Source organism: Bacillota bacterium, from assembly GCA_040754315.1.
Taxonomy (GTDB): Bacteria; Bacillota; Sulfobacillia; order DUSP01; family JBFMCS01; genus JBFMCS01.
In genome coordinates this window covers 1-23,399 of record JBFMCS010000056.1, presented here as the reverse complement: position 1 = coordinate 23,399, position 23,399 = coordinate 1, and the positions used below count along the sequence as shown (strand labels likewise).

The following is a 23,399-nucleotide window of genomic DNA, read 5'->3' as shown; positions in this document are numbered from 1 at the left end:
TACTCTCCGGAAGGGGATGGCAAGGGGCGGGTGCTATGATTTCCACTAACGATTTCCGGACAGGGGTAACCATCGAGCTGGACGGCGAGGTCTACTCCGTCATCGAGTTCCAGCATGTGAAACCCGGCAAGGGGTCGGCCTTCGTAAGGACGAAGATCCGCAATATGAGGACGGGGAACGTGCTGGAGAAGACATTCCCAGCAGGGGAGAAGATTACCAGGGCACGCCTGGAGCGCAGGGAGATGCAGTACCTTTACTCGTCAGGCGAAGACTATGTGTTGATGGATGTGGAGAACTACGAGCAGATGAACCTCCAAAAAGGCCTCCTGGGTGATGGGGCGTGGTTCCTCAAGGAGAACATGAACATCTGGGTATTGATGTACCGGGGCTCACCCCTGGGGGTGGACCTCCCCAACTCCGTGGACCTTGAGGTTATCCAGACCGATCCAGGCGTAAAGGGCGACACCGCATCCGGAGGCACGAAGCCCGCCAAGCTGGAAACAGGGGCAGTGGTAAAGGTGCCCCTGTTCGTTCAGGTGGGGGATATAATAAGGGTGGACACCAGAAGCGGGGAATACATAGAAAGGGCAACCCAAAACTAGGGAGGTGTGGGCATGGGTAGCGACCTGAAGGCTAAGGTAGCATATCTCAAGGGTCTCGCCGAGGGAGCGGGGGTCGGGCCTGAGAGCAAGGAAGGAAAGGTCCTGATGGGGATCCTGGATGTCCTGGAGGAAATGGCCGAGAGTTTCGAGGACTTGTGGGATAACCAAGAGAGCATGGAAGAGTACCTTGACAGCATGGATGCGGACCTTTCAGAATTGGAGGACGACTACTACAGCGAGGAAGAGGACGACGAGATAGACGGGATAGAGGTGGAGTGCCCGCATTGCGGCGAGCTCATATGCATGGAGCAAGACCTCCTCGACGATGACGAGGGGCTGGAACTTGTGTGCCCTGGCTGTGGGGACCTTATTGACCTTGAGGATGAAGATGATGAAGAAGACGATGATGATGATGAAGAAGAAGACGATGATGATGACGAGGATGAGGAAGAGGAGGACGACTAAGAAGGGGATCTAGTCCTTGTGGCCGGTGGGTAAGGGGCTTGAAGGAGCCCCTTTCCCTTTGATCCCCTGGTGGAGTGGGTAGTGACAGCCTCGAGCAAGAGGAAGCGGGAGGTTAAGCCACGGCCCAAGGGATCTGAGCCCCATAGATGGCATGGGCGCCCGGGCGAGATGCCCAAACGTCTCCGGGAATTCAACACCCCTCAGGCGAGTAGAACTCGTATCCGCGAACTACCCAGCCTAGGCTGGCTGCCTCGGCAGTCTGTCCCCTTGGCCAACAGCCAGAAAGGCTGTTGCGACGTCCTATGGGGCCTCTAGACCAAGGCCTGGGCTTGGCCTACTGGCAGGCTCAGGGTGTCACCAGCCTAATCTTTACGTACCGGGAACCTCCCCAACCTTGCTGAAATGCCCGGTGCAAACCCACACGCCGGGTGGTGTGGGGAGACGAGGCTAGATGCCCCCATACCCGATTGCGCCCACCTTGAAGCGTCTTACTCTCCCATTACGGTGTCCCGTTCTCCACTATCCTTTTGGCCTTTCCAGGACTGCGATCTATGGTCCTGGGCTCGAGTAGCTTCACCCTGGGGTTGATGGAGAGGGCAGACCGCAAACGTGCCTCAACCCTCTGTCCCAGCATCTCCAGATCCCTAAAGCTGCCGGTGAATGCCTGCTCTGTGAGCTCCACCTGCACCTCAAGGTCGTTCAGGTAGCCCCTGCGCTCCACCACCAGCTGGTAGTGGGGGGATATGCCCTCTATGTCCATGAGAACGCTCTCAACCTGGCTCGGGAAGATGTTCACACCCCTAACAATGAGCATGTCATCGGTCCGGCCGCTCACCCTCTCCATCCGGGCTGTGGTGCGGCCGCACGGGCATGGCCCAAAGTGCAGGGCGGAAATGTCCCGAGTCCTGTAGCGCACAACAGGGAGACCCTCCTTGGTGAGGGAAGTGAACACAAGTTCGCCCTTCTCTCCAGGCCCCAGGGGCTCACCGGTTTCCGGGTCTATCACCTCGGGGTAGAAGTGGTCCTCCGATATGTGAAGGCCCTGGCACTGTGGGCACTCGCCCGCCACGCCTGGCCCTATCACCTCACTGAGGCCGTAGTTGTCTGTGGCCGTGATCCCCCAGGCGCGCTGGATCTCCTGCCTCATCCCTTCCGTCCAAGGTTCCGCACCAAAAAGCCCCACCCGGAGCCTGAGCGACTCCGCGGCTATTCCCATAGACTGGGCAGTCTCCGCCATGTGGAGGGCGTAGGAGGGTGTGCTAACCAGTGCCGTGACGCCAAAGTCCCTCATCATCACCAGCTGCCGCTCAGTGTTGCCGCTGGAGGCGGGGATCACGGTGGCGCCAACCCGCTCAAGACCGTAGTGAAGCCCGAAGGCCCCGGTGAAAAGACCGTAACCAAAGGCCACCTGGGCAATATCCCGCGGGCCCACGCCAGCCTGGGTGATAATGCGGGCCATCATCTCCGCCCACGTTTCGATGTCCCTGGCAGTGTAGCCCACAACGGTAGGGCGTCCAGTAGTCCCAGAGGAGGCATGGAGGCGAACCACGCCCTCCAGGGGTACAGCCATGAGACCGAAGGGATAGTTATCCCGGAGGTGCTCCTTGGTGGTGAAGGGAAATGCCCTGAGGTCCTCCAGGCACCCAAGATCCCTAGGGATAAGCCCGTGCTGGTCAAAGAGGTTCCGGTAGAAGGGGACCCTCTCGTAAACGTACTCCAGGGTGTGCTTCAACCTCTCCACCTGTAGTATTCTCATCTCTTGCGCCGGCATGCTCTCGTGCTTGGGGTCCCAGATCATACCGTCAACTCCCTGGTCTAGTGCTAACCGTATCCTGGTTCACAAGGCTTACGCCGGATGTCTCCAGGATGCCGACCGCCCTGTCCACATCCTCCACCCGGAAGAGCACTATGGCATTCCGGGAAGGCTGGTCGACGAATGAGTACATGTACTCGATGTTCACCTCCCTGAGCAGGTCAAACACCCCCGCGAGGCCCCCGGGTTTATCCGGTATCTCCACGCCCAGGACTTCTGTCTCGCTGGCCATCAAGCCAGCCTGCTTCAAGGCCCTGAGGCCCTCGGACGGATTGTCTAGTATGAGGCGGAGCACCCCGAAGTCTGTGGTGTCCGATATCGAGGCTGCCCGGATCCTGAGGCCTGCATCCCCGAGGACCCGGCTTACCAGGGCCAGCCTGCCAGGCCTGTTCTCCAGGAACACCGATACCTGCCGTAGGGTCACGGTACTTCCTCCTTCCATGTCAGCCCAGGACATCCCTGAGGGCGTCAATAAAGCGCCTGTTCTCCTCTTCAGTCCCCACGGTCACCCTTATGTGCGTGGGCAATCCAAAGCCACCGGCAGGGCGCACGATGACCCCTCTTTTGAGGAGTTCCTGGAAAACCGCCATGGCGTCTTTGCCCGTGTCCGCCAGGATGAAGTTGGCGCATGTGGGCACGTAGGCCAGTCCCATCTCATCAAAGAACTGGTAGAGCTGGGCCTTGCCAGCCCGGACCGTTTTGCCCGAGGCCTCCAGGTGTTCCACATCATCCAGGGCCGCCAGGGCCCCCACCTGAGCCAGGGAGTTCACGTTGAACGGCTCCCGGGCCCTGTTTATGGCCTGGATAAAAGCGGGGTGAGCCAGGGCATACCCCACCCTGAGCCCTGCCAGCCCATATATCTTCGAGAACGTCCTCAGGGCTACGATGCTCCTGCCCTCCAGGATAAGCTGGCGGCAATCGGGGTAGCCTAGATGGTCCACGTACTCCGCGTAGGCCTCATCCACTATCACAATGGCATCCTGAGGGATCCGATCCAGGAAACGGCGTACCTCGTCAGCCCCGACCATCGTGCCCGTGGGGTTGTTGGGGTTACACACGACTACCAGTTTCGTCAAGGGGCCTGTGGCCTCGGCCATGGCGTCCAGGTCCAGGGTATAGTTCTTCAGGGGTATCTTCTTAACCTTGGCGGCCATGAGGTTGGCCACGAAGATGTACTCGGAGAAGGATGGCCACCCCACCACAACCTCCTCGCCCTCATGGAGAAAGGCCTCGGCAGTCAGCTTGAGGATCTCATCAGACCCATTGCCCACCAGGAAGTGGTCGGCCTGCAGCCCCCAGCGAGAGGCCAGTTTCTGCTTGAGCCGGTGGCATCCCCCGTCGGGGTAGAGGTGAGAATCACCCAGAGCGCCCGCCATGGCCTTGACAGCCTTGGGTGACGGGCCCAGGCAATTCTCGTTCGAGGCCAGTTTCACTACATCTTCAATGCCCAGTTCCCTCCTGACCTCGTCAATGGGCTTACCGGGCACATAGGGGCTGATCGCCAGGACGTTCTTCCTGGCGAGCCTCTCAACCCTCTCCAACATCGATGCCATCACTCCCGTTCCTGCAAGAGTATCGACTTAACCTTCTAGATCCCTTTTCCCTCTTCCTTCTTTGGAGGAGCCAGGAAGGACGAAGGCCAGCGCCGTTCTTTCATTCTTCCAGGGAGTTAGGGTGGCTTCACACAGGCTTGCGAGGGTCTGGCCGGCCCGGCTCAGCGTGGCGGCAACACTGGAGAAAGGAGGTGGTGTGCGTGATCTGGGGTCTGCCACCGGGGACCTTCTACACCATGTTCCTGGTGCCTGTGGCCCTGGCCCTGATCCTGGCGGTGTGGGGTCTTGGCTACAAGCCTAGGGACTAGCCGGAACCTGTGTGGAAGGGAGTGGTGAACCTGTACTGGATTACGGTGCTCGTTGTCGCAGCCTATTTCGTTGCCATGCTGTACATAGGGGCAATAACCTCGAGGTTTGTCAAGACCGCCGAGGACTACGTTGTAGCCGGCCGGAACCTGGGCTTCCTCGCATTCATGATCCTGATAGTCGGATCCGTCATGAGTGGCATGACGGTGCTGGGCGCCAGCGGACTGGCATACATTGTAGGCTGGCCCCGCATGTGGGAACCTATATTCGTGTGTTTCAGCGTCGCTGTCCTCATGGTCCTGTTCGGTGCCAAGATCTACCGGGTCTCTCGGAGGATGAGATACAACACCGTCCAGGACTACCTGGCTCACCGCTTTGAATCCCCCAAGGCCATGAGGGCGCTGGCCGCCACAGCCGGGGTCATCATCAGCTTCATCTACCTGACCGGGCAGTACCGTGCCATAAGTATCGTACTGGCCTAGCTCTTTGGGATCCCCCATATTTACGCCCTCCTGCTGTCCGCGGTCGTGATCACCGCTTATGTGGTTCTGGGAGGGCTGTATGCGGTGGCCTAGACTACACTGCTCCAAGGTATAGCGCTCCTGGCAGGGTGCATCCTCATGGTACCCTTCATTCTCAAGGCTGCTGGTGGGATGGCTTACGTGAATGCCCAGCTCGCCTCCATAGACCCCAATCTCGTGGCCGTGGTCTACCCCCAGGTGCACCCTCCCCTGGGAGGTCACGCCTTCCTGACCCCGCTGTACCTGGTGTCTTTTTTCTGTCTCCTTGCGCTGGGACTCGCCACTGCACCTCACGCCCTCAACAACGTGCTGGCGGCCAGGCGAAGCTCCTACTTCAGGTGGGCGCCGCTGGTGGCTTTCATCATCTACATAGTCGCCTTCTACCTCATCAAGATGGCGGGCCTGGCGGCCAGGGTAATGGTCTCAGACGGCGTGTTGCAGGTGCCATACCCGGACTATGCCATAGTGGCCGCCATCGAGCACTCCTTCCCGGCTTCTGTGTAGTCGCTCTTCGCCGTGATTGTGCTGTCGGCGGTGATGTCCACCACGGACCGCCTGCTCCTCACCACCGGTACCCTCTACGGCTGGGACATCCACAAGAACGTGCTTCACACTGGCGCCTCAGACACCCAGGTGAAGTCGGCCAGCCGTTGGATGGTGCTCATCGCTGCGGCGCTTTCCTTCGTGGCTGCCATCAACCCCCCGGCTCTCCTGGCGTGGCTAATCTGGATGGGCATCGGCCTGATGCTCGCCACCTACTGCGTGCCGCTCCTTGCGGGCCTTTACTGGCGAGGAGCCACCCGGGAAGGTGGCATCGCCAGCATGGTTGTGGGGATGGCTGGTGCCGTGGTATTTGGCTACATACACCGGTACGTTACCCCACTGCCAGTCCACTTCAGCTTCTTTGCCTTTATAGCCTCGGCCGTGGCCATGGTGATTGTAGGCCTGCTGACCCGGAAGACCAACCCCGAAGTGCTCGACGCTACGGAGACTGGAATGAGGTTCTAAACCTCAAGGGGGGTGCCCCTAGGGCACCCCCCGCCCCATTTCCCCGTCCTCTTGGCTCTCTGTACTCCCACAGTTGGCATAATCCGGTTTTTGCCCCCATATCTTTCTTGTGGAGAGGGGGCTGGAACCTGATGGCCGGGCTGCCAAACGCCCAGACAGCCACAATCACCAGAGAGGGATGGGACATCCTTGCCTCGTGCATCCTTCCCATCTTGCCAGAACATCTCAGGGCTCTCCTGTCGGGCCTTCCACCGCACACCTACGCTACTCTAGAGGAGATCAGGCTGTCCGTGGGCGCCCCGCTATTCCTCACGGTGGGCTCCGGGGATTACCTGGTCTCCCCGGAGGGGCGCCTCGTGAAGACCCCCGAGGAGGCCTACCACGTGACCAAGGGCGATGTGGCGCAGGCCTTTGAGCTGGTGACAGGTTCATCTGTCTATGCTTGGGAGGAAGAGATCGCCAGCGGCTTCCTCACGCTTCCCGGAGGCCACAGGGTGGGCATAGCTGGCACGGCGGTCCTTGAGAGGGGGGCCGTCAAGACCCTCAAGTACATTTCCGGCCTTAACCTCAGGCTTGGCCGGGAGGTGAAGGGGGCGGCCGACGTGGTCCTTCGCCACATACTCAATGCTGGCGCCATCAGTAACACCCTGGTGGTGTCGCCACCGCGCTGTGGCAAGACCACCCTCCTCAGGGATGTTGTCCGCCAGGTTTCCCATGGGGTGCCATCCCTGGGTCTCCGCGGCCTCAGGGTGGGATTGGTGGATGAGCGCTCGGAGATAGCATCCAGCTACCAGGGCCAGCCCCAGAAGGATGTAGGCCCCAGGACAGACGTGCTGGACCGGTGCCCCAAGGCGGCGGGCATCATGATGCTCATCCGGTCCATGTCACCGGAGGTGGTGGCCACGGACGAGATCGGGAGCCCACGGGACGCCGAGGCCATCGAGGAGGCCCTCTCGGCAGGGGTGCGGATCCTGGCCAGCGCCCATGCGTCCGGCGTGGAGGACATAGCTGCCAGGCCCGGGCTCAAACCCGTTGTGGCGACTGGCGCCTTTGATAGGTTCCTGGTACTCTCCCGGAACACGGGGCCAGGTACCCTGGAGGAGGTCATCGACGGGAACCTGAGGTGCCTCTGGAGGCGAAGGCCAGAGAGGGTGATGTCCCGGTGATCCTACGCATCTTGGGGAGTCTCCTGGTGGTGGCAGCCCTGTCGGTACTGGGGGAGGTGGGGGCGGCAAGCCTGCGGGAACGCACAGCTACGCTGCGGAGGCTCCAGTCCGCCTTGGAGATCCTCCAGACAGAGATCAGTTTCCTCAAGACCCCCCTCCCGGAAGCCCTGCGCCGTGTGGGACAGCTAACCGGGGGGGCCGTGGCGGAGTTCTTCATCGCTGCCGGGCGCCGCATTCAGGACTCCGGCTTACCTGCGGAGAGGGGCTGGCGGGAAGCCCTTGAAGAGTTCAGCGCCTCTACCTCCTTGACCGCCGAGGATTCCGAAGTCCTCCGGGGCCTAGGGAAGACCCTGGGGATCTCCGACCGTCTAGACCAGTCAAGGCACCTCGACCTTGCCCGGGAACGGCTGGCAGCCCTGGAGGCCCAGGCCCGAGAGGACGAGGCACGGAACTCGCGCATCTACCGTTACCTGGGGATCCTCTCCGGTCTTGCCCTGGTCCTGCTCCTCCTATGAAAGTAGCAGGGGGTGCTCCCTTGAACGTAGACCTCATATTCAAGATCGCCGGGGTCGGCATTATCGTAGCAGTGCTTCACACCGTAATGAAACAGGCCGGCAAGGAGGAGCATGGCTACCTCATAACCCTGGTGGGCGTGGTCATAGTCCTCGCCATGGTGGTGCAGGTCGTAAGCGATCTCTTCAACACGGTGAAGACCATGTTCAACCTCTACTAGGGGGACTGGAATTGGACCTAGGCCAGATCCTTGGCATCTGCCTGGTATCCCTGGTGTTTGTCGTGGTGCTGAGACACCAGAGGCCGGAGATGGCCGTAATACTCAGCGTGGCCACGGGCGTTATGGTCATCCTCCTCCTGGTGGGGAGGATCGGGTTCCTGTACAGGTTCATGGCAGACCTGGGTGTAAAAGCGGGCATAGACCTGGGCTACCTGAGCACCATCCTGAGGATTATCGGCATCGCCTACATCGCGGAATTCGCTGCCCAGATCTGCCGGGATGCCAAGGAAGAGGCCATGGCAGCCAAGGTGGAACTAGCGGGGAAGATTCTCATCCTGGTGCTGGCTGTGCCCATTGTCGGGGCGGTCCTGGAGGTAATCACCGGGCTCCTGTTCTGAGGGGATGGTCGTGTGAGACTGAGAAGCCTGTGGCTGGTGCTCATTCTCCTGCTCTTGCTGCATGGCCCGGCCTCGGCCGGGGATGTGGGGGAAGACCTCATACAGCGGCAGCTGGCTGACGTGGAGGTCGAAGAGCTGGAGAAGGTCTTCAAAGAGATGAGCCGCGACCTGGGGGAATACGTGCCGGAGAACCTGGGTCAGGTGGTCAGGGACGTGGTGGGGGGAAGGCCGCTAGTCAACCCCAAGGCCCTCCTGGAGGGACTCGGCCGCTACTTCTTCGGGGAGGTCAGCCATAACCTGAACCTCCTGGGGAAGCTGGTGATCCTGGCGGTGGTGTGCACCCTCCTGTCCACGATACAGTCGGCATTCGAGAGTGAGGCCGTGGCCAGTCTCGCCCACGCCATTTCCTTCATGGCCATCGCCCTGCTGGCCCTGGGAAGTCTCACCCAGGCGGTCTCCGTGGTCAGGGGAGCCGTGAAGGAGCTTACCAGCCTCATGCTGGCGCTCCTTCCCACCCTGGCAGTTCTGGTGGCGGGCATGGGGGCACCGGTGTCCGCGGGGCTACTGCACCCGGCCCTGATCTTTGTGGTCAATACCGTGGGGGTCATCGTGGCGGACTACGTGATCCCGGTGCTCTACGTGGCGGCCATCCTGGATGTGGCCAGCTATTTCTGCGGCAGTTTCAAGGTGTCGGGTCTGGTGGGGCTTCTGAGACAGGCTGCGGTAGTGGTCATGGGGCTGTCCTTCTCCGCCTTCCTGGGTTTCGTCATGGTGAACAAGGTAGCAGGCGAGGTCACCGACAGCATGGTGCTGAGGTCCACGAAGTTCCTATCCACGTCCTTTATACCCGTGGTGGGGAAGATGTTCTCTGATGCAGTGGAGGTCGTCTTCTCCTCCAGTCAGCTCCTGAGAAACGCCGTGGGCCTGGCGGGTGCCCTGGGGGTGTTCTTCGTGGTGGCCCTTCCCCTCCTGAAGGTACTCTCCTTCATCGCCATCTACCGGCTGGCGGCCGCCGCCGTCCAGCCCATAGGTGCAGAAAGGGTTGCCTCGTGTCTCCAGAGTATCGCGGCGTCCCTCACCATATTCTGGGTAGCCCTGGCTGTGGTGTCCCTCATGTGCTTCATCGGCCTGACGTTCCTAATAGGGGTTGCCAGGCCCTTCTAGGAGGGGGTTTTCTTGCCGGGTGTCATAGAAGGCCTCAAAGAATGGGCCCGGGATATAGTGTTCATCCTGGTCCTGGCGGGCATCCTCGAGCTCCTCTTGCCTAGCGGTTCCACCAGGAAGTACGTGAAGGTGGTGATGGGCCTTATCGTGGTCCTGGTGGTCCTGAACCCGGTACTGTCTTTGGTGAAGGGTTCCTTGCCGGTGTGGGAGGATCTGGCAGTCTCCGGCCTCCAGGAGCCAGGAGCCCCCGCTACTATGCCGGCGGGAACGGAAGAGGCGGTGGCTGCCGCCTTCGCCCAGGAGCTCCAGAAAGAGATCGAGGAGACCGCCGTTTCCCTGGGGGCCTCCAGTGCTTCCGCCCGTGTGGAGGTGGGCAGGGACAGCCAGGGCCGCTGGGAACTATCCTCGGTGCACCTTGAGGTCAGGGGGACTTTCGGGTGGGGTGCCAAACCGGTGGAGCCAGGCGAGCTCAGGGTCTACGAGGAGCAGGCAGAGGAGGCGCTACGGAGGGTCCTAGAGGAGAGGTATGGGTTTTTTCCCGAGAGGATAGGTGTAACCTTCATCAGTGAGTGAAGGGGAGGGAGGTCCTTGATCAACCTGGGCCATAACCGGCTGAAGATATCCCGAAACCTCTTGGCCCTAGCGGTCTTGGGGGTGGCCCTGCTGATCGCTGGTAGCTACATGGGGCCCAAGGCCAAAGAGCCACCCAAGGTGCCTGAGGCCCCGGTGGTCTCCGAGGGCCTGGAGGGCTACGAGGCTCGCCTCGCACGGGATCTGGAAGGGGTGCTTTCCCAGGTGGAGGGGGCGGGCCAGGTGGTGGTCACCGTGTCACTGAAGGCCGGGCCAGAAGCCCAGATGGCAGGGAACGAGACGCGCACCGAGCGCAAGACCGAGGAGCGAGACGCGTCAGGGGGGGTGAGGGTGACCACGGAGACCAACGAGCAACTCCAGCTGGCCATGGCCCGGCCGGGAGGGGCAGGTGAAAGCCCCATCGAGGTGCGGACCCTCAGGCCGGAGGTCGGGGGTGTGCTGGTGGTGTGTGACGGGGCCCGAGATCCCCAGGTAAGAGTGAGCATCGGCCAGGCGGTCCAAACACTCCTGGACATCCCGGCCCACAGGGTTATGGTTCTTCCGAGAAAGGGGGGTAAGAGCAGTGTTAAGTAGCATAGTTCTGAGAAGGCAGGCCCTGTTGCGCTTTGGGCTATTTGTCCTCCTGGCGGCGGCGCTCACTGTGTATGTGGGCCTGAAGAGAGCAAAGATGGAGGAGGGAAGTGCCCTCGAGCCACCCCAGGCTGAGGAGGAGTCCCTGGAAGACGCGGCCGAGACCATGCTCCTAGCACCCAAGGCAGACTTCTTCAGCGACTCCCGCCTAGAGAGGGAGAGGGCTGCCAGCCGCGAGACCGAGGTGCTCCAGGCCATCGCTGCGGATCCGGGCAGCGATACCCAGGTGCGGGAGGAAGCCGAGAGGCGGCTGATGAAGATCACCCGGGACCTCCGGCTGGAGACTCAGATCGAGGGCCTCCTACGCTCCAAGGGGTTTGAGGATGCCCTGGCCTTCATAACCGCTGAGGGGGTCATCATCACAGTGATGGCTGAGAGTCTCGAACCCAAGCAGGTAGCCCAGGTGGCCGATATCGCCATGAACTGCCTTGGGATTGGGGCGGAGCAGGTAAACATAATAGCAAGGCCCGAGTGATGCCCATTGCTGCCAGGGAGCTCGGGGGGCCTGGGCCCCGGGGGGGCTGCCGTGCCCCTGTGGAAGGGGCCTGGGCGCGGTAGGTTTGTGTTCCCAACGGGTATTCGCTATAATAAGAGGCGGATGAGGAGGAGGTGAGCACCTTGACGGAACAGACAGGGCGCGAGGGGGTCCATCTGGACACTGCCACCAGCGTCAAGATCTCCGATGATGTGGTATCCGTCATCGCAGGCATTGCCGCGACAGAGGTAGAGGGAATAGTGGGCATGGCCGGCGGCATAGTGGGGGACATATCCGAGATCCTCGGCAAGAAGAACCTGTCCAAGGGCGTCAAGGTGGATGTGGGCAAGCGTGAGGCGGCCCTGGACCTCTTCGTGATAACCCGGTATGGGGTGCGGATACCAGAAGTGGCCTACCGAGTCCAGGAAAAAGTCAAGCAAGCTGTGGAGAGCATGACCGGCCTCAGGGTAGTTGAGGTGAACATTCATGTCCACGGCGTAGCCTTCCAAGAGGGGAGAGACGTGGAGTGATGGGCATCCCTGACAGGATACTCCTAGCCCTTTACGCGATGGTGCTGGCGGCAGTCTCCCTGGCCCTTTTCATTGTGAGTCTCGGTTGGACAACCCCTCTCGAACGACTCCTTTTGCTACTAAGAAACCCTGGCGGCAGGATGGCCCTGGGCCTGAGTTCCCTGGTCTTCCTGGCGGTGAGCCTGAGGTTCCTCTACTTCGGCTTCAGGAGGAAGTACCCCTCGAGAGCAATCATCCACGAGACCCCCCTGGGCGAGATCAGGGTTTCCCTGGGGGCCGTGGAGAACCTGGTGAAGAAGGTGGCCCGGCAGATCCACGGCGTTAGGGACGTCAGGGCCTCTGTGGCCAGCACCTCCGAGGGGATTGCTGCCGACATCCGGGCATGGGTTAGCCCGGACGTGAGCGTCCCCGAGGTGTCCGAGGACATCCAGAAATCCGTTGGGGAGTACGTGAAGAACGTGGTGGGAGTTGGGGTTCGAGAGGTAAGGGTTCTTGTGGAGAACATTACTACGGAGGCCCGCCGGGCCCGAGTGGAATAGGGAGCGAGGTCAGGTGGTCTGGGTTTCAAGGGAAGCGATGAGGGAGATATGGGAGAACCATCGCTACAAGCTCCTGGGGGCCTCGATAGGACTGGTGTTCTCGGTCCTGGTCATGACCATCGGACTCCTCTGGACCTTCTTCGTGGCAGTGTGTGTGTTCATCGGCTATCAGGTGGGAAAACGCATGGACGAGGAAAAGGAAAACCTCGCTGACATCCTGGAGCGCTACCTGCCCCATGGCCGCGGGTGACTTGGAGTGACGACTAGCGGGGCCATGCAGGGTCCCTTACGGGGTAGGTCTAGTGAGCAGAAGAGCAGGCCGCGACTGGGCGGTGAGAGCCCTTTATCAAGTGGATATGGTCAAGGAGGATCCCTCTAAGGCCCTGGCCTGGGGCCGGGAGGAATTGTCCGAAACCGCCATGGAATTTGCGGAAACCCTCCTATTGGGGGTAGTTGCCCACCTGAAGGAGATAGACGACGCCTTGGCAGAGGCGTCCCGGGACTGGGACCTGGGACGGATGCCTGCCATGGACCGGAACGTTCTACGGGTAGCCGCCTACGAGGTGCTTTTTTCCAAGGACACCCCGGAGGCCGCAGCCATCAATGAGGCGGTGGACCTAGCCAAGGCCTACGGCACCGAAGACTCCGGGCGCTTTGTCAACGGTGTACTGGCTAGTCTGGTTTCGAAAAAGGGAAAGCCCGGTCCAGTGTCGAAGTGAAGCCTGTCGAAGCTGATATGGCTTCCTTAATTTGTGTTATGGTTCAAGGGTTTGCCAAGGCAAGATGTAGACAAGAAGATCACCATGGCGAGGAGAGGAAGAAGAAGTGTTCGAGATCTCGATTAAGAGGACACTGACACCAGTGACCAAACTCTTCGTGGTAAGGGCGCCACTGGTGGCACGAAAGGCGGAGGCAGGCCAGTTCGTCATCGTTCGAATGGGTGAGAGGGGTGAGCGGGTTCCCCTGACCATTGCTGACTTCGACCGCGAGGCCGGCACCCTGACCATAGTGTTCCAGGAGGTGGGGAAGACCACCAAGATGCTGGGGGCCTTGCAACAGGGTGACTGCCTGACGGACCTGGTTGGACCCCTGGGTGTTCCCGCGGAGCTGCCTGAGAAGGGCAGGGTCTTGGTGGCGGGCGGCGGCGTGGGCGTGGCACCCCTGCTGCCGAAGGTCAAGGCCATGCACCAGCGGGGTGTAGATGTGGTGTCGATAATAGGCGCGAGGTCCGCTGACCTCATCATCCTGGAGGATGAAATGACCGCGGTCTCCAGCAAGGTCTACATTGCCACGGATGACGGCTCCCGGGGTCTCCATGGCTTTGTTAGCGACCTTATCAAGAAGCTCCTGGACGAAGATGAGAAGTTCGACGAGATTGTCGCTGTGGGGCCGCTCCCCATGATGAGAGCCTGCGTGGAGACAACCCGCCCCTACGGGCTAAAGACATGGGTGAGCCTGAACCCCATCATGGTGGACGGCACCGGCATGTGCGGTGCCTGCCGTGTTACCGTGGGTGGCGAGACCAGGTTTTGCTGTGTGGATGGGCCTATGTTTGATGGGCATGAGGTGGACTTCAAAGAGGCTATGACTAGATCCCTGATGTACCAGGAGGAAGAGCGCCAGGCGATGAACACATGCTGCTGTTCGGGAGGGGGTGACTGCCGGTGAGCAAGACGCCTAGGCAAGAGATGCCCCGGCAGCGGCCTGAGGACCGGGTTCAGAACTTCAACGAGGTTGCGCTGGGTTTTGACGAGGAGATGGCCAAGAAGGAGGCTTCCCGGTGCATCCAGTGCAAGAAACCCCTGTGCGTGCCGGGTTGCCCTGTGAACGTACAGATTCCCCAGTTTATCGAGATGATACACGAAGGCGACTATGCCGGCGCAGGAGAGAAGATCAAGGAGACCAACAGCCTGCCCGCGGTGTGCGGCAGGGTGTGCCCACAGGAGGAGCAGTGTGAGAAGACCTGTGTCCTGGGGAAGAAGGGCGAGCCCGTCGCCATCGGCCGCCTGGAGCGCTTTGCCGTGGACTACCAGCGAAAGGCTGGACTCAAGCCCCCTTTGAAGCCAGAACCTGTGGGGCAGAAGGTTGCCATCGTGGGCTCCGGCCCCGCCGGGCTGACCTGTGCGGGTGACCTAGCAAAGCTGGGTTACCAGGTCACCATGTTTGAGGCCCTTCACGCCCCCGGTGGCGTGCTGGTTTATGGGATTCCCGAGTTCCGCCTGCCCAAACAGATCGTGGCAGAAGAGGTGGAGTACGTAAAAAGCCTTGGTGTAGAGCTGGTACTCAATGCCATAGTGGGAAGGACTCTCACCGTAGACGACCTTTTCGCTGGCGGTTATGAGGCGGTCTTCCTGGGTACCGGTGCAGGCCTTCCCAAGTTCATGGACATCCCTGGTGAGAACCTCATGGGGGTCTACTCCGCCAACGAGTGGCTCACCAGGACCAACCTTATGAAGGCATACCTGTTCCCGGTGTATGATACCCCCATCAAGTGCGGGAAGCGCGTGGCGGTGATAGGGGGAGGCAACGTGGCCATGGACTCCGTGCGCTGTGCCCTGAGGCTGGGCGCGGAGGAAGCCCACATTGTCTACAGGCGCTCCGAGGTGGAGATGCCGGCAAGGCTCGAAGAGGTGGAGAATGCCAAAGAGGAAGGGGTCATCTTCGAGATGCTCACCCTTCCCGTAAGGATACTAGGGGATGAGAAGGGCTGGGTCAAGGGGCTCGAGTGCGTCCGGATGGAGCTGGGCGAGCCTGATGCCTCCGGTCGCCGCCGTCCCGTTCCCCGCAAGGGCTCGGAGTTCATCATGGAGGTGGACACCATGGTCATGGCCTTGGGAACAAGCCCGAACCCCATTTGCGCCAGGACCACCCAGGGACTCCAGGTCCACAGCTGGGGTGGCCTCATCGTGGATGAGTCAACAGGGCTCACCACCCGGCAGGGGGTCTACGCCGGGGGTGACGCGGTTACGGGCTCGGCAACAGTGATCCTGGCCATGGGGGCCGGTAAGGCTGCCGCCCAGGCCATGGACGAGTATCTCAAGACTAAGAGGTAGCGAACCGGGGCCCGGTGACCACCAGCATGGGGGCCCAAAACACCATAGATAGGGTCAAGGGCGAGGCGTGGCGAAAGAAGGGATCCCTTGGAAGGAATCCTGGAGGTCATCGAAATAACCAGGATGGTCAAGGGCAAGCTGGAGGGCGACGACGCCTTGAGGGGTGTGCGCGTGCGCGGAGAGCTCTCCAACTTCAGGGTTCACACCTCAGGCCATACCTACTTCACCCTGAAGGACCAGTTTTCCGCCCTCCGGTGCGTGATGTTCCGCTCCCGGAGGGCCTATCTTTCCCTCTTATGCAGGGACGGGGACGCCGTGGTAGCCACCGGGTCCCTGGGGGTATATGAGCGCGACGGGGCATACCAGCTGTACGTCGAGGCGCTGGAGCTGGATGGTGCGGGAGCCATCAAGGAGGAATACGAGCGGCTGAAGGCTCGCCTGGAGGCTGAAGGCCTCTTTCACTCGTCCCGTAAAAGACCCCTTCCCATGCTCCCCCGGAAGGTGGGCGTGGCTACTTCGCCGACAAGCGCTGCCCTGAGAGACATCATTTCTGTTGCCAGACGGCGCTATCCCAACTGCCACCTGGTGCTCGCGCCTGTCCAGGTCCAAGGGGACAGCGCTCCCGCCAGCATCCATAGGGCCTTGGTCTCGCTGAACCAGGTCGACGGAGTGGACGTCATCATCGTGGGCAGGGGCGGCGGTAGCCAGGAGGACCTCGGTGCCTTTGACTCGGAGGAGGTGGCCCGCGCGGTGTTTTCCTCGCGGGTCCCGGTGATATCCGCCGTCGGTCACCAGACCGACACCACCCTGGCTGACCTGGTGGCTGACGCCAGGGCTCCGACACCATCGGCAGCGGCGGAGATGGCCCTGCCGGAGAAGGCGCACCTTCTCTCAGGCCTGGGAGGCCTCAAGAGGCGGCTGGCGATGGCCCTGGAGAGACGACGCTCTCTGCTGAGGGGGCGGTGGGAGGGCCTAGCCCGGAGCCCTGCACTCTCCAGGCCCATGGATCGAATAAACCAGAGGCGGCAGCAGCTTGACGACCTGTCCACCCGAATGGAACGGGCCATGGTCAACCTGCTGGGAAGGAAGACCTCCAGGAGCTCGGAGATGGCCGCGAGGCTCCAGGCGCTTAGCCCCTTAGCGGTGCTCGCCAGGGGGTACTCCATCACCCTGCTGGAACCAGGGCGGAGACTCCTGGGCAGTGTCTCCCAGGCGTCCGCCGGGGATGGTGTTGCCGTAGTCCTGAGGGATGGCGAGGTTCACTGTGAGGTGATCGAGGTAATTCCCAAGAAGGAAAAAGGGGTGGATGGCCATTGAAGAGGGCGCTGGAAGAGAGAGGCGGCATGACCTTCGAGGAGGCCCTCTCCAGGCTAGAGGAAGTGGTGAGGCGGCTTGAGACATCCGAGATTGGCCTGGACGAATCCCTGGCGCTCTTCCAGGAGGGCATGGCCCTCTCGCGACTGTGCCATGGGAGGCTGGAGGAGGCAGAGAGAAAGATAGAGAAGGTGCTGGCTGAGGGGCAGCGCATCCTGACGGTTACCGCCCCGGAGCTTGAGGAGAAACCGTGAAGATACCTGCTTCCTCACGGGGGTGTAGGGATGGAATTCGAGACTGCGTGGGGGCGCCTCAGGCTCCTGGTAGACCAGGGCCTGGAGGGATCCCTGTCAATCCAGGGGCAGAGGGGATGTCCAGACGCGCTCCTTGCTGCCATGCGCCACGCGCTCATGGGTGGAGGTAAGAGGCTGAGGCCCGTCCTGTGCCTGGCCTCTTCTGAGGCCTGCGGGGTTAAGGCAGCGGCGGTGTTACCGGCTGCGCTGTCCCTGGAAATGGTTCACGCCTATTCCCTGGTCCACGATGACCTCCCCTGCATGGACAATGCGGAGATCCGGAGGGGCCTACCCACTGTGCACAAGGCGTACGGAGAGGCCACAGCGGTGCTGGCTGGGGATGCCCTGCTCACGCTGGCCTTCGAGGTGCTGTCTGAGAAGGCCCGGGAGGCGAAGGGGGCATGGCCTGGGATCATCTTGGAACTGGCCAGGGCGGCAGGGTGTACAGGCATCATCGCAGGCCAGGTTGCAGATGCCACCCCCTGTCCGGTTAGCAGGGAGTTTCTCCTGGAGGTCCACCGGAAGAAGACCGGTGCTCTATTCCAGGCGGCGGCTCGGATGGGGGCTATGGCTGCTGGTGCCTCGCCGGAAACCCTGTCCCTCCTGGGGCAGTACGGGATGGAGACGGGGAGGGCCTACCAGCTGCTGGATGACCTGGCGGACTTTACCGATTCCGAGGGCCTCAATGCCGTCAGGGTCATTGGCCGCAAGGAGACCCTGGCCATGGCCAGGGTCTCCCTAGACAGCGCTCGTGCCTGTCTTGAGCCGCTGGGGGAAAGAGCAAGAGTGCTATCTGGCCTCCTTGACAGCCTTATTCGGGGATCCCCAGGTCAGCCGCTGTGAAGCGAGACAGGGCTGTCGCCCCTGGCGATTGAAGGTCAGAATACCTGGGAGCAGGGGGGTGTCAAGGGTCCGTTAACGAAGCGCCAGTTGACGTTAGGACATCATGACTATCGGTCTTGTTCGAGCCATGTGCGTTGCAGAAGACCGGCAGGTTAAGCATGGGTGATAGTAGAGGGAAGAAAGGCTTTTACCCGACGGGATAGTGCATACGCGGGGTTTTTTGTCATGGATAGGGATGGTTTTATAAGACCGACCCCAGGTGAAACCAGGTGATGCTGCCCTCATTGTGTTGGGAAGTGACGTTTGGAGACAAAACCCCTGACAGGAGGGAGGACCACCCATGGCAATTATGCCGCAGGGGCGGCTGTTTGGGTGGGAGGAGATTGAGGGGCTTGGCGAGAGGAGTATTCTAGATACCGCTCTCCCGCCCAGAAGTCGGTATCGAGTGCAAGCGGCGGCTTGCATTGCTAGGTGTACCACTCACTGAACACCCCTTACCCCAATCACACCTTCATCCTCCTCCCCCAAGCCATTATTAAGGCCGCTTAGGGCTACTACCCTTAATCGTATCGGTACATCGCAAATGCCTCTCCCAGCATTGGTGTTGACACCTTCCAGGTCTTGGCCTAACCGGTTGTGTCTTTCGCCGGGAGGTGGGTCGATTCTCCTCCGGTGATCCTGAGTCATTCTATGCCAGCAACAACACCGAAACGCAGGGTTCACCGTGAAGGTGCTGGTCCCTCGGCGCTTCCACAATAGAGTCTAAGCACCCGAATTGGGAGTCTCCCTGCGAGTGGTTGGAGGTCAACCCAGGGTCGCTACCGGAGAGACTGGGCGCTTCGCTCGCAAGATGTGTAATTCCTAAGGTGAGGCAGGAGTCTAGGCCCCCGGGAGAATTCCACGGGGAGAGTAAGGGGAAAGAAGGAATAATTAGGCAATAGACGCATAGTGAAAACATTAAATAAAGAGGCGCTAGACGCAACATTGCTGATCCATTCGCCGTAGTGCGCGGCCGGTTTGGCGCTAAAGCAAGGGAACTGGAAGGCCTGCTTGGCCCGGAAGCCCTGTCGTGTATCCAACGCTGCTGCAATTCTCAAGGTGGGCATTGTTCGCCGGTGGACACAAGCGGTTGCGAAGTCTTCCCGCCGGAGGAGGTGTTGCAGGATCAGAGGAGGGAAGTGCAGCCTATGACCTTGACGCCGCCCAAGAAGGCACCCGTGATGTCGCTGTCATCTCTTGACCGGCGGCGCCTGCGCCGGGGATCTGTGCGATAGACAGAGGTCATGCTCCACCATCAGGCCAAACCTCAAGGGCCAGTATCTCCCTTTGGGACGCAGGGAGGGAACAACCGAGTGGCAAGTCCATACGTCAACGTGGCTCAGATGAGTTATTGCTGTGCTCTGGGAGCCTCGGAAGGACAGACAAGGGGAGGGTTCAAGAGACATGAAAAGGAGTATTGCGCTGGCAGTGGTGCTCTTGACGGTGTTCAGCTTATTCGCGCTGGGCGGGTGTGGGGAAAGGGCCAAGACCGAGCCGCCAGCTGAAACCAGTGATGGCGGCCCTGAGTGGCCCAGCCAGTCCGAGGTGATTGCCGCTATTGACGCGATGATCGCTGATTTCAACGAAAAGGAATATGACCTGGATCAGGCCATCGCTGAACTTCAGAAGGTCATTCCAAAGCCCGAAGGGTATCCTGCTCGCTCCATCGAGTATGTCATTCCCTGGGGTGAAGGCGGGGGCTCGGACAGCTACGCAAGGCACATCGGCCAGGACGCCGCGAAGATTATGGGCGTAAGCATAGTCTACAACAATATGCCCGGCGGCGGCGGTGAGATCGGCCTGGCCTACCTGCTTACCCAACCGGCGGACGGCTACACGATTTATGGGGCCATCGCTAACCAGACCATCAACGACGCCTTGGGTACCCAGCCTCACTCCTTCACCAATGATACGGATTTCATCATCCGAAACCAGGGCGCCACCGAGATCTACTGGGTCCGCGCGGATAGCCCCTTCAAGACCATCCAAGACGCCTTCGACTACGCCAAGGCCAACCCCGGCCGGCTAACCATCTGTGGCGCGGGAGCAGGCGGGGATGATGAGTTCCGGATCGCATCCCTTTCCAAAGAACTGGGCACTGACATCATCTACGTGCCCTATGACAAGGTCGGGGAGCGGACAACCAGTCTCCTCGGTGGACATGTGGATATCATGCACGAGACAGCGGGCACGGTAATCGATCTCTACAAGAACGGCGACATCCGCCCCCTGGCTTATGGTGGTAGCATCGTCTTCAATGAGATCGATCCCAGTATCCCCTGTATAGCCGACCTGGGTTTCAGCGTCCCTGTGGGTCGCTGGCGCGGCATGGTTACCGTTAAGGGGACTGACCCTAAGATCATTGACTACCTGCACAACTCCTTTTACGCAGCCTCCAAGCTGCCCTACTACGCTGAGTATGAGGTAGAATTCTTCCAGCATCTGCCCAAGGCGTACCTGAACTCGGAGGAGTTCGAGGAATACGCGAAGCACGAAGTGGAAGGGCTGCGTGATCTGGCCAAGGAACTGGGCTACATCTCGGACTAGGAGAGGGGAAGGCATCCCCTTCCCCCTTTTAGTCACATCCCCTTTCGTGCTGGCCAATAAGCCCAGAGGTGGTGAACGATCGTGCTGAAGATCATGGAAACCCTGGACGACCTGATGATAAAGTGGCGAAGATACGGGGAGTTGACCGTAGCGGCAGTTCTCTTGGTCTTCTTCCTGGGGGCGCGGCTGTTCATCGGTGAGTTCATAAACCTGCAGGTCAAGAAGTGGCGATTCGTGAGCCCCGCCTTTTGGCCGGGCTGGACCCTGCTGATCGGAGCCGTCCTCGCCGCTGTGCTGCTATATGGCGCTTACAGGAAGATTAAAGACAAGCAAGCCTGCGAATCGCCTGAGACTCAAGAGAACGGGCGCTACCTTGTCGAGGAGACGGAATCCAGCCTACGGGGGGGACTTCTGAAAGACGGCCGGGCACTCTCCCCGCGGGAACTCGAGGCCCCGGAGGCCGCATCGAAAGCCCAGGAGGAGCAACCTACCTCCCGGGAGCTTGTGCGTTTTGTTCTCATCGTGGGACTGTCTTTTATCTACCTGTATCTCATTCAAATAATGGGGTTTATCACCAGTACCGCCTTGTTCGGTTTCGCCTACCTCTTCCTGCTGAGAGAGCGGCGAGCCTTAGTGCTGGTCATCACGCCGTTGGCCATGGTCGCGGTTATTCTGGTGGTCTTCACCAAAGTCCTGGTAGTATCCGTACCGCGCGGAATCGGATTCTTTCGGGATGTGAGTAACCTATTCTACTAGCAGGCTGCCAGGCCACCCTGTTCCCTGGCATCATGTGAACTGGCGGTGCCGTTCCGGTCGTAGTCTGGGGAAACCCGGCTTCTAAGGGCATCAAGCGCAAGGCAGGAGGGATCTTCATGTTAGAGTTCTTCTACATTGGCCTGCAGACCACCGTTATGTGGGTGAACCTTCTGGCCATCGCTCTAGGGGTGGTCATCGGGCTCATCTTCGGCGCTATTCCAGGTTTGAGCGGGGTGACCGCTGTCGGCCTCCTGGTTCCCTTTACCTATGGCATGTCCCCTGTAACTGGACTATTGCTGATGATAGGAGTCTACTGTGCCGCTACCTACGGAGGCTCCATCAGCGCCATCCTCTTCAATATGCCTGGAGACGTCATGGCGGCGGCCACGGTTATCGACGGCTACCCAATGACCCTGAAGGGAGAAGCCCAACGTGCCCTGGCTATGGCCATCTTCGCCTCTTTTGTGGGCGGCATCATTGGCACCGTGATTCTGAGCCTGGTAGCACCCCAGTTCGTAAAGGTGGCCCTGACCTTTGGCTCGCCAGAGTATTTCGCCCTTGCCATGCTTGGATTGGCCATAGTAGGCAGCATTGGGGCTAAGTCCCAGGTAAAGGCACTCCTCGGGGTAACCTTCGGACTATGGCTTTCTACCATCGGCCTGGACCCGGTCTCTGGGATCTCCCGCTTCACCTTGGGCAATGCAATGCTGCAGGCCGGGATCGGGTTCATTCCGGCCATTATCGGCTTCTTCGCTTTTTCGGAGATCTTTGCCCGCCTGTATGACAAGCACATTAACAAGGACTTTGACCCCAAGGTGATCAAGGATGCAAGGATCCTGAACTTCCCACCAAGGCGAGATATCACGGAGAACGCCGGAACCATACTGCGTTCCTCCCTGCTGGGCAATTTCGTCGGGATTCTGCCCGGAGCGGGCGCGACCATCGCCGCTTTCCTCGGCTACGGCATGGCGGCCCGTTTCTCTAAGCGGCGCCAGGATTTCGGCACAGGCATCGTCGAGGGGATAGCCGCCCCCGAGTCCGCCAATAATGCAGCTGTGGGTGGGGCCATGGTGCCCCTGCTGACTCTGGGCATTCCAGGGAGCGCCACAACCGCGGTGATGCTTAGTGTCATGATCCTCCATGGCCTGCGGCCGGGTCCCCTCCTCTTCCAGCGAATGCCCGACCTCACCTACTCCGTCTTCGTGGGCATGTTTCTAGCGAACGTCGTAATGCTTGTCTTTGGCATGTTCTTCGTGCGCTTCCTGATACGGCTCCTCCTTGTGCGCTTCGAGGTGCTGAGCCTTTTCATTTTCGTATTCTGCGTCTTTGGGGCCTTTTCCATCTACAATCGGTTTGTGGATGTGTGGGTGATGTTTGCCTGTGGCATCCTTGGCTTCTTCGCCAAGAAATTCGACTTTTCCATCGCTGCCATTATCCTGGGCCTAGTCCTCGGGAGCATCGCGGAAAACGGTTTTGTCAACGGCATATCCGTGACCCGGGGGGATTTCGGGGCCTTTTTCATCCGTCCCATCACCTTGATCATCCTAGTGTTCTCTGTTCTCTTCCTGATCACGCCCTTCCTGCTTGACTTCATTCGATGCCGGAAGGAGATAGCCGCTCGGAAAGTCGCCGTTTAACACATCTGGGTGTGAGCGGGTGACTAATCACCGCCCGCTCAACTAAACTTTGGTGACAGTGACGCCCCCCTGCCCACCCGGTGCCCACCCGGTGTGCTGGGGTGGGTGGGGGAGTGGCTGCTGCTTGCCCATTTCAGCCCCCTTGCTCACCCAGTACGCCCCCAAGATAAGGAGTGGCGCTGGGTCAAGTTGGGCCAAAGCATTCATTCCTACCGTTTATTGCCTCACAGACTTGTCGTGTACCCAAGTGACGCGGAGACCCCGTTGCATCAAGCAAAAAAGTACTTGAAAGTTTGGGGTGCACGACAATCTTATGAGTAAATAATTGGCAATTCCACTTTAGAGAACCTACCGGAGGCTATTCGGCCGATAGCGAGCCCAGAATTCGTCAAATCTGCCGCTGAGCAGGCAGCAGCGCAAGGC

25 protein-coding genes and 1 pseudogene are annotated in these 23,399 nt (G+C 60.3%); 23 read left to right on the top strand and 3 right to left on the bottom strand.

Annotated elements, in window-relative coordinates; genetic code table 11:
- Positions 1-35 precede the first annotated feature (35 nt).
- Positions 36-602 carry an elongation factor P gene (efp, locus tag AB1576_12890; protein MEW6082633.1) on the top strand — a complete coding sequence of 189 codons (567 nt, stop codon included), beginning with the start codon at positions 36-38 and terminating at the stop codon, positions 600-602.
- Positions 603-614: 12 nt separating this feature from the next.
- Complete coding sequence (locus AB1576_12885; GenBank protein ID MEW6082632.1) at positions 615-1,067, top strand: CD1247 N-terminal domain-containing protein; 453 nt, start codon at positions 615-617, stop codon at positions 1,065-1,067.
- A 499-nt stretch (positions 1,068-1,566) separates the two neighbouring features.
- On the opposite strand, the gene AB1576_12880 is transcribed toward AB1576_12885, so the two are convergent.
- The 3 genes from AB1576_12880 to hisC are packed head-to-tail and all read right to left on the bottom strand — an operon-like array spanning position 1,567 to position 4,424.
- Complete coding sequence (locus AB1576_12880; protein ID MEW6082631.1) at positions 1,567-2,865, bottom strand: phenylacetate--CoA ligase; 1,299 nt, start codon at positions 2,863-2,865, stop codon at positions 1,567-1,569.
- 4 nt (positions 2,866-2,869) lie between these two features.
- On the bottom strand, positions 2,870-3,304 hold the full coding sequence (locus AB1576_12875; protein ID MEW6082630.1) for an ACT domain-containing protein: 435 nt from the start codon (positions 3,302-3,304) through the stop codon (positions 2,870-2,872).
- Between the two features lie 19 nt (positions 3,305-3,323).
- Positions 3,324-4,424, bottom strand: a complete 1,101-nt coding sequence (gene hisC / locus AB1576_12870; protein ID MEW6082629.1) for a histidinol-phosphate transaminase — start codon at positions 4,422-4,424, stop codon at positions 3,324-3,326.
- Between the two features lie 392 nt (positions 4,425-4,816).
- Here hisC and AB1576_12865 point away from each other — a divergent pair.
- The 21 genes and pseudogenes from AB1576_12865 (at position 4,817) to AB1576_12765 (ending at position 22,976) form a co-directional block, all read left to right on the top strand.
- Positions 4,817-6,268: pseudogene (locus AB1576_12865) on the top strand (sodium:solute symporter family protein).
- 131 nt (positions 6,269-6,399) lie between these two features.
- Positions 6,400-7,434, top strand: coding sequence for a stage III sporulation protein AA (gene spoIIIAA, locus AB1576_12860; GenBank protein MEW6082628.1), 1,035 nt, complete (start codon positions 6,400-6,402; stop codon positions 7,432-7,434).
- Positions 7,431-7,949 carry a stage III sporulation protein AB gene (locus AB1576_12855; protein ID MEW6082627.1) on the top strand — a complete coding sequence of 173 codons (519 nt, stop codon included), beginning with the start codon at positions 7,431-7,433 and terminating at the stop codon, positions 7,947-7,949. The genes spoIIIAA and AB1576_12855 overlap by 4 nt, the downstream gene beginning before the upstream one ends.
- A 20-nt stretch (positions 7,950-7,969) precedes the next feature.
- Complete coding sequence (gene spoIIIAC / locus AB1576_12850; protein ID MEW6082626.1) at positions 7,970-8,167, top strand: stage III sporulation protein AC; 198 nt, start codon at positions 7,970-7,972, stop codon at positions 8,165-8,167.
- Positions 8,168-8,178: 11 nt separating this feature from the next.
- Positions 8,179-8,565, top strand: coding sequence for a stage III sporulation protein AD (gene spoIIIAD / locus AB1576_12845; protein MEW6082625.1), 387 nt, complete (start codon positions 8,179-8,181; stop codon positions 8,563-8,565).
- A 12-nt stretch (positions 8,566-8,577) separates the two neighbouring features.
- Complete coding sequence (gene spoIIIAE, locus AB1576_12840; protein MEW6082624.1) at positions 8,578-9,729, top strand: stage III sporulation protein AE; 1,152 nt, start codon at positions 8,578-8,580, stop codon at positions 9,727-9,729.
- 12 nt (positions 9,730-9,741) lie between these two features.
- Entirely contained in the window at positions 9,742-10,302 is a 561-nt protein-coding gene (gene spoIIIAF, locus AB1576_12835; protein ID MEW6082623.1) for a stage III sporulation protein AF, read from the top strand.
- 15 nt (positions 10,303-10,317) lie between these two features.
- Positions 10,318-10,893: a stage III sporulation protein AG gene (locus AB1576_12830; protein MEW6082622.1), complete on the top strand. Its 576-nt coding sequence runs from the start codon at positions 10,318-10,320 to the stop codon at positions 10,891-10,893.
- Positions 10,883-11,425 (top strand): SpoIIIAH-like family protein, encoded by a 543-nt coding sequence (locus AB1576_12825; protein ID MEW6082621.1) that lies wholly within the window; start codon positions 10,883-10,885, stop codon positions 11,423-11,425. The genes AB1576_12830 and AB1576_12825 overlap by 11 nt, the downstream gene beginning before the upstream one ends.
- A gap of 143 nt (positions 11,426-11,568) precedes the next feature.
- Entirely contained in the window at positions 11,569-11,955 is a 387-nt protein-coding gene (locus tag AB1576_12820) for an Asp23/Gls24 family envelope stress response protein (protein ID MEW6082620.1), read from the top strand.
- Positions 11,955-12,494 (top strand): alkaline shock response membrane anchor protein AmaP, encoded by a 540-nt coding sequence (gene amaP / locus AB1576_12815; GenBank protein ID MEW6082619.1) that lies wholly within the window; start codon positions 11,955-11,957, stop codon positions 12,492-12,494. Before AB1576_12820 ends, amaP begins: the two co-directional genes overlap by 1 nt.
- Before the next feature lie 13 nt (positions 12,495-12,507).
- Positions 12,508-12,744, top strand: coding sequence for a DUF2273 domain-containing protein (locus AB1576_12810; GenBank protein MEW6082618.1), 237 nt, complete (start codon positions 12,508-12,510; stop codon positions 12,742-12,744).
- A gap of 52 nt (positions 12,745-12,796) precedes the next feature.
- On the top strand, positions 12,797-13,213 hold the full coding sequence (gene nusB, locus AB1576_12805) for a transcription antitermination factor NusB (GenBank protein ID MEW6082617.1): 417 nt from the start codon (positions 12,797-12,799) through the stop codon (positions 13,211-13,213).
- Between the two features lie 106 nt (positions 13,214-13,319).
- Positions 13,320-14,162 (top strand): sulfide/dihydroorotate dehydrogenase-like FAD/NAD-binding protein, encoded by an 843-nt coding sequence (locus AB1576_12800; GenBank protein MEW6082616.1) that lies wholly within the window; start codon positions 13,320-13,322, stop codon positions 14,160-14,162.
- On the top strand, positions 14,153-15,547 hold the full coding sequence (gene gltA / locus AB1576_12795; GenBank protein ID MEW6082615.1) for an NADPH-dependent glutamate synthase: 1,395 nt from the start codon (positions 14,153-14,155) through the stop codon (positions 15,545-15,547). The genes AB1576_12800 and gltA overlap by 10 nt, the downstream gene beginning before the upstream one ends.
- A gap of 87 nt (positions 15,548-15,634) precedes the next feature.
- A complete protein-coding gene (gene xseA, locus AB1576_12790; protein ID MEW6082614.1) occupies positions 15,635-16,864 on the top strand; it encodes an exodeoxyribonuclease VII large subunit in 1,230 nt (409 codons plus the stop codon).
- A complete protein-coding gene (xseB, locus tag AB1576_12785; GenBank protein ID MEW6082613.1) occupies positions 16,861-17,115 on the top strand; it encodes an exodeoxyribonuclease VII small subunit in 255 nt (84 codons plus the stop codon). The genes xseA and xseB overlap by 4 nt, the downstream gene beginning before the upstream one ends.
- Before the next feature lie 30 nt (positions 17,116-17,145).
- Positions 17,146-17,997: a polyprenyl synthetase family protein gene (locus AB1576_12780; protein ID MEW6082612.1), complete on the top strand. Its 852-nt coding sequence runs from the start codon at positions 17,146-17,148 to the stop codon at positions 17,995-17,997.
- Between the two features lie 1,443 nt (positions 17,998-19,440).
- Positions 19,441-20,583 (top strand): tripartite tricarboxylate transporter substrate binding protein, encoded by a 1,143-nt coding sequence (locus AB1576_12775; protein MEW6082611.1) that lies wholly within the window; start codon positions 19,441-19,443, stop codon positions 20,581-20,583.
- Positions 20,584-20,664: 81 nt separating this feature from the next.
- Positions 20,665-21,339, top strand: a complete 675-nt coding sequence (locus AB1576_12770; GenBank protein MEW6082610.1) for a tripartite tricarboxylate transporter TctB family protein — start codon at positions 20,665-20,667, stop codon at positions 21,337-21,339.
- A gap of 116 nt (positions 21,340-21,455) precedes the next feature.
- On the top strand, positions 21,456-22,976 hold the full coding sequence (locus tag AB1576_12765) for a tripartite tricarboxylate transporter permease (protein ID MEW6082609.1): 1,521 nt from the start codon (positions 21,456-21,458) through the stop codon (positions 22,974-22,976).
- Positions 22,977-23,399 lie beyond the last annotated feature (423 nt).

Excerpts from the sequence above, each read along its gene's own strand:
- efp (MEW6082633.1), top strand. The coding sequence starts at position 36 with ATGATTTCCACTAACGATTTCCGGACAGGGGTAACCATCGAGCTGGAC.
- AB1576_12885 (MEW6082632.1), top strand. The coding sequence starts at position 615 with ATGGGTAGCGACCTGAAGGCTAAGGTAGCATATCTCAAGGGTCTCGCC.
- AB1576_12880 (MEW6082631.1), bottom strand. The coding sequence starts at position 2,865 with ATGATCTGGGACCCCAAGCACGAGAGCATGCCGGCGCAAGAGATGAGA.
- hisC (MEW6082629.1), bottom strand. The coding sequence starts at position 4,424 with ATGTTGGAGAGGGTTGAGAGGCTCGCCAGGAAGAACGTCCTGGCGATC.
- spoIIIAA (MEW6082628.1), top strand. The coding sequence starts at position 6,400 with ATGGCCGGGCTGCCAAACGCCCAGACAGCCACAATCACCAGAGAGGGA.
- amaP (MEW6082619.1), top strand. The coding sequence starts at position 11,955 with ATGGGCATCCCTGACAGGATACTCCTAGCCCTTTACGCGATGGTGCTG.
- AB1576_12780 (MEW6082612.1), top strand. The coding sequence starts at position 17,146 with ATGGAATTCGAGACTGCGTGGGGGCGCCTCAGGCTCCTGGTAGACCAG.
- AB1576_12775 (MEW6082611.1), top strand. The coding sequence starts at position 19,441 with ATGAAAAGGAGTATTGCGCTGGCAGTGGTGCTCTTGACGGTGTTCAGC.
- AB1576_12765 (MEW6082609.1), top strand. The coding sequence starts at position 21,456 with ATGTTAGAGTTCTTCTACATTGGCCTGCAGACCACCGTTATGTGGGTG.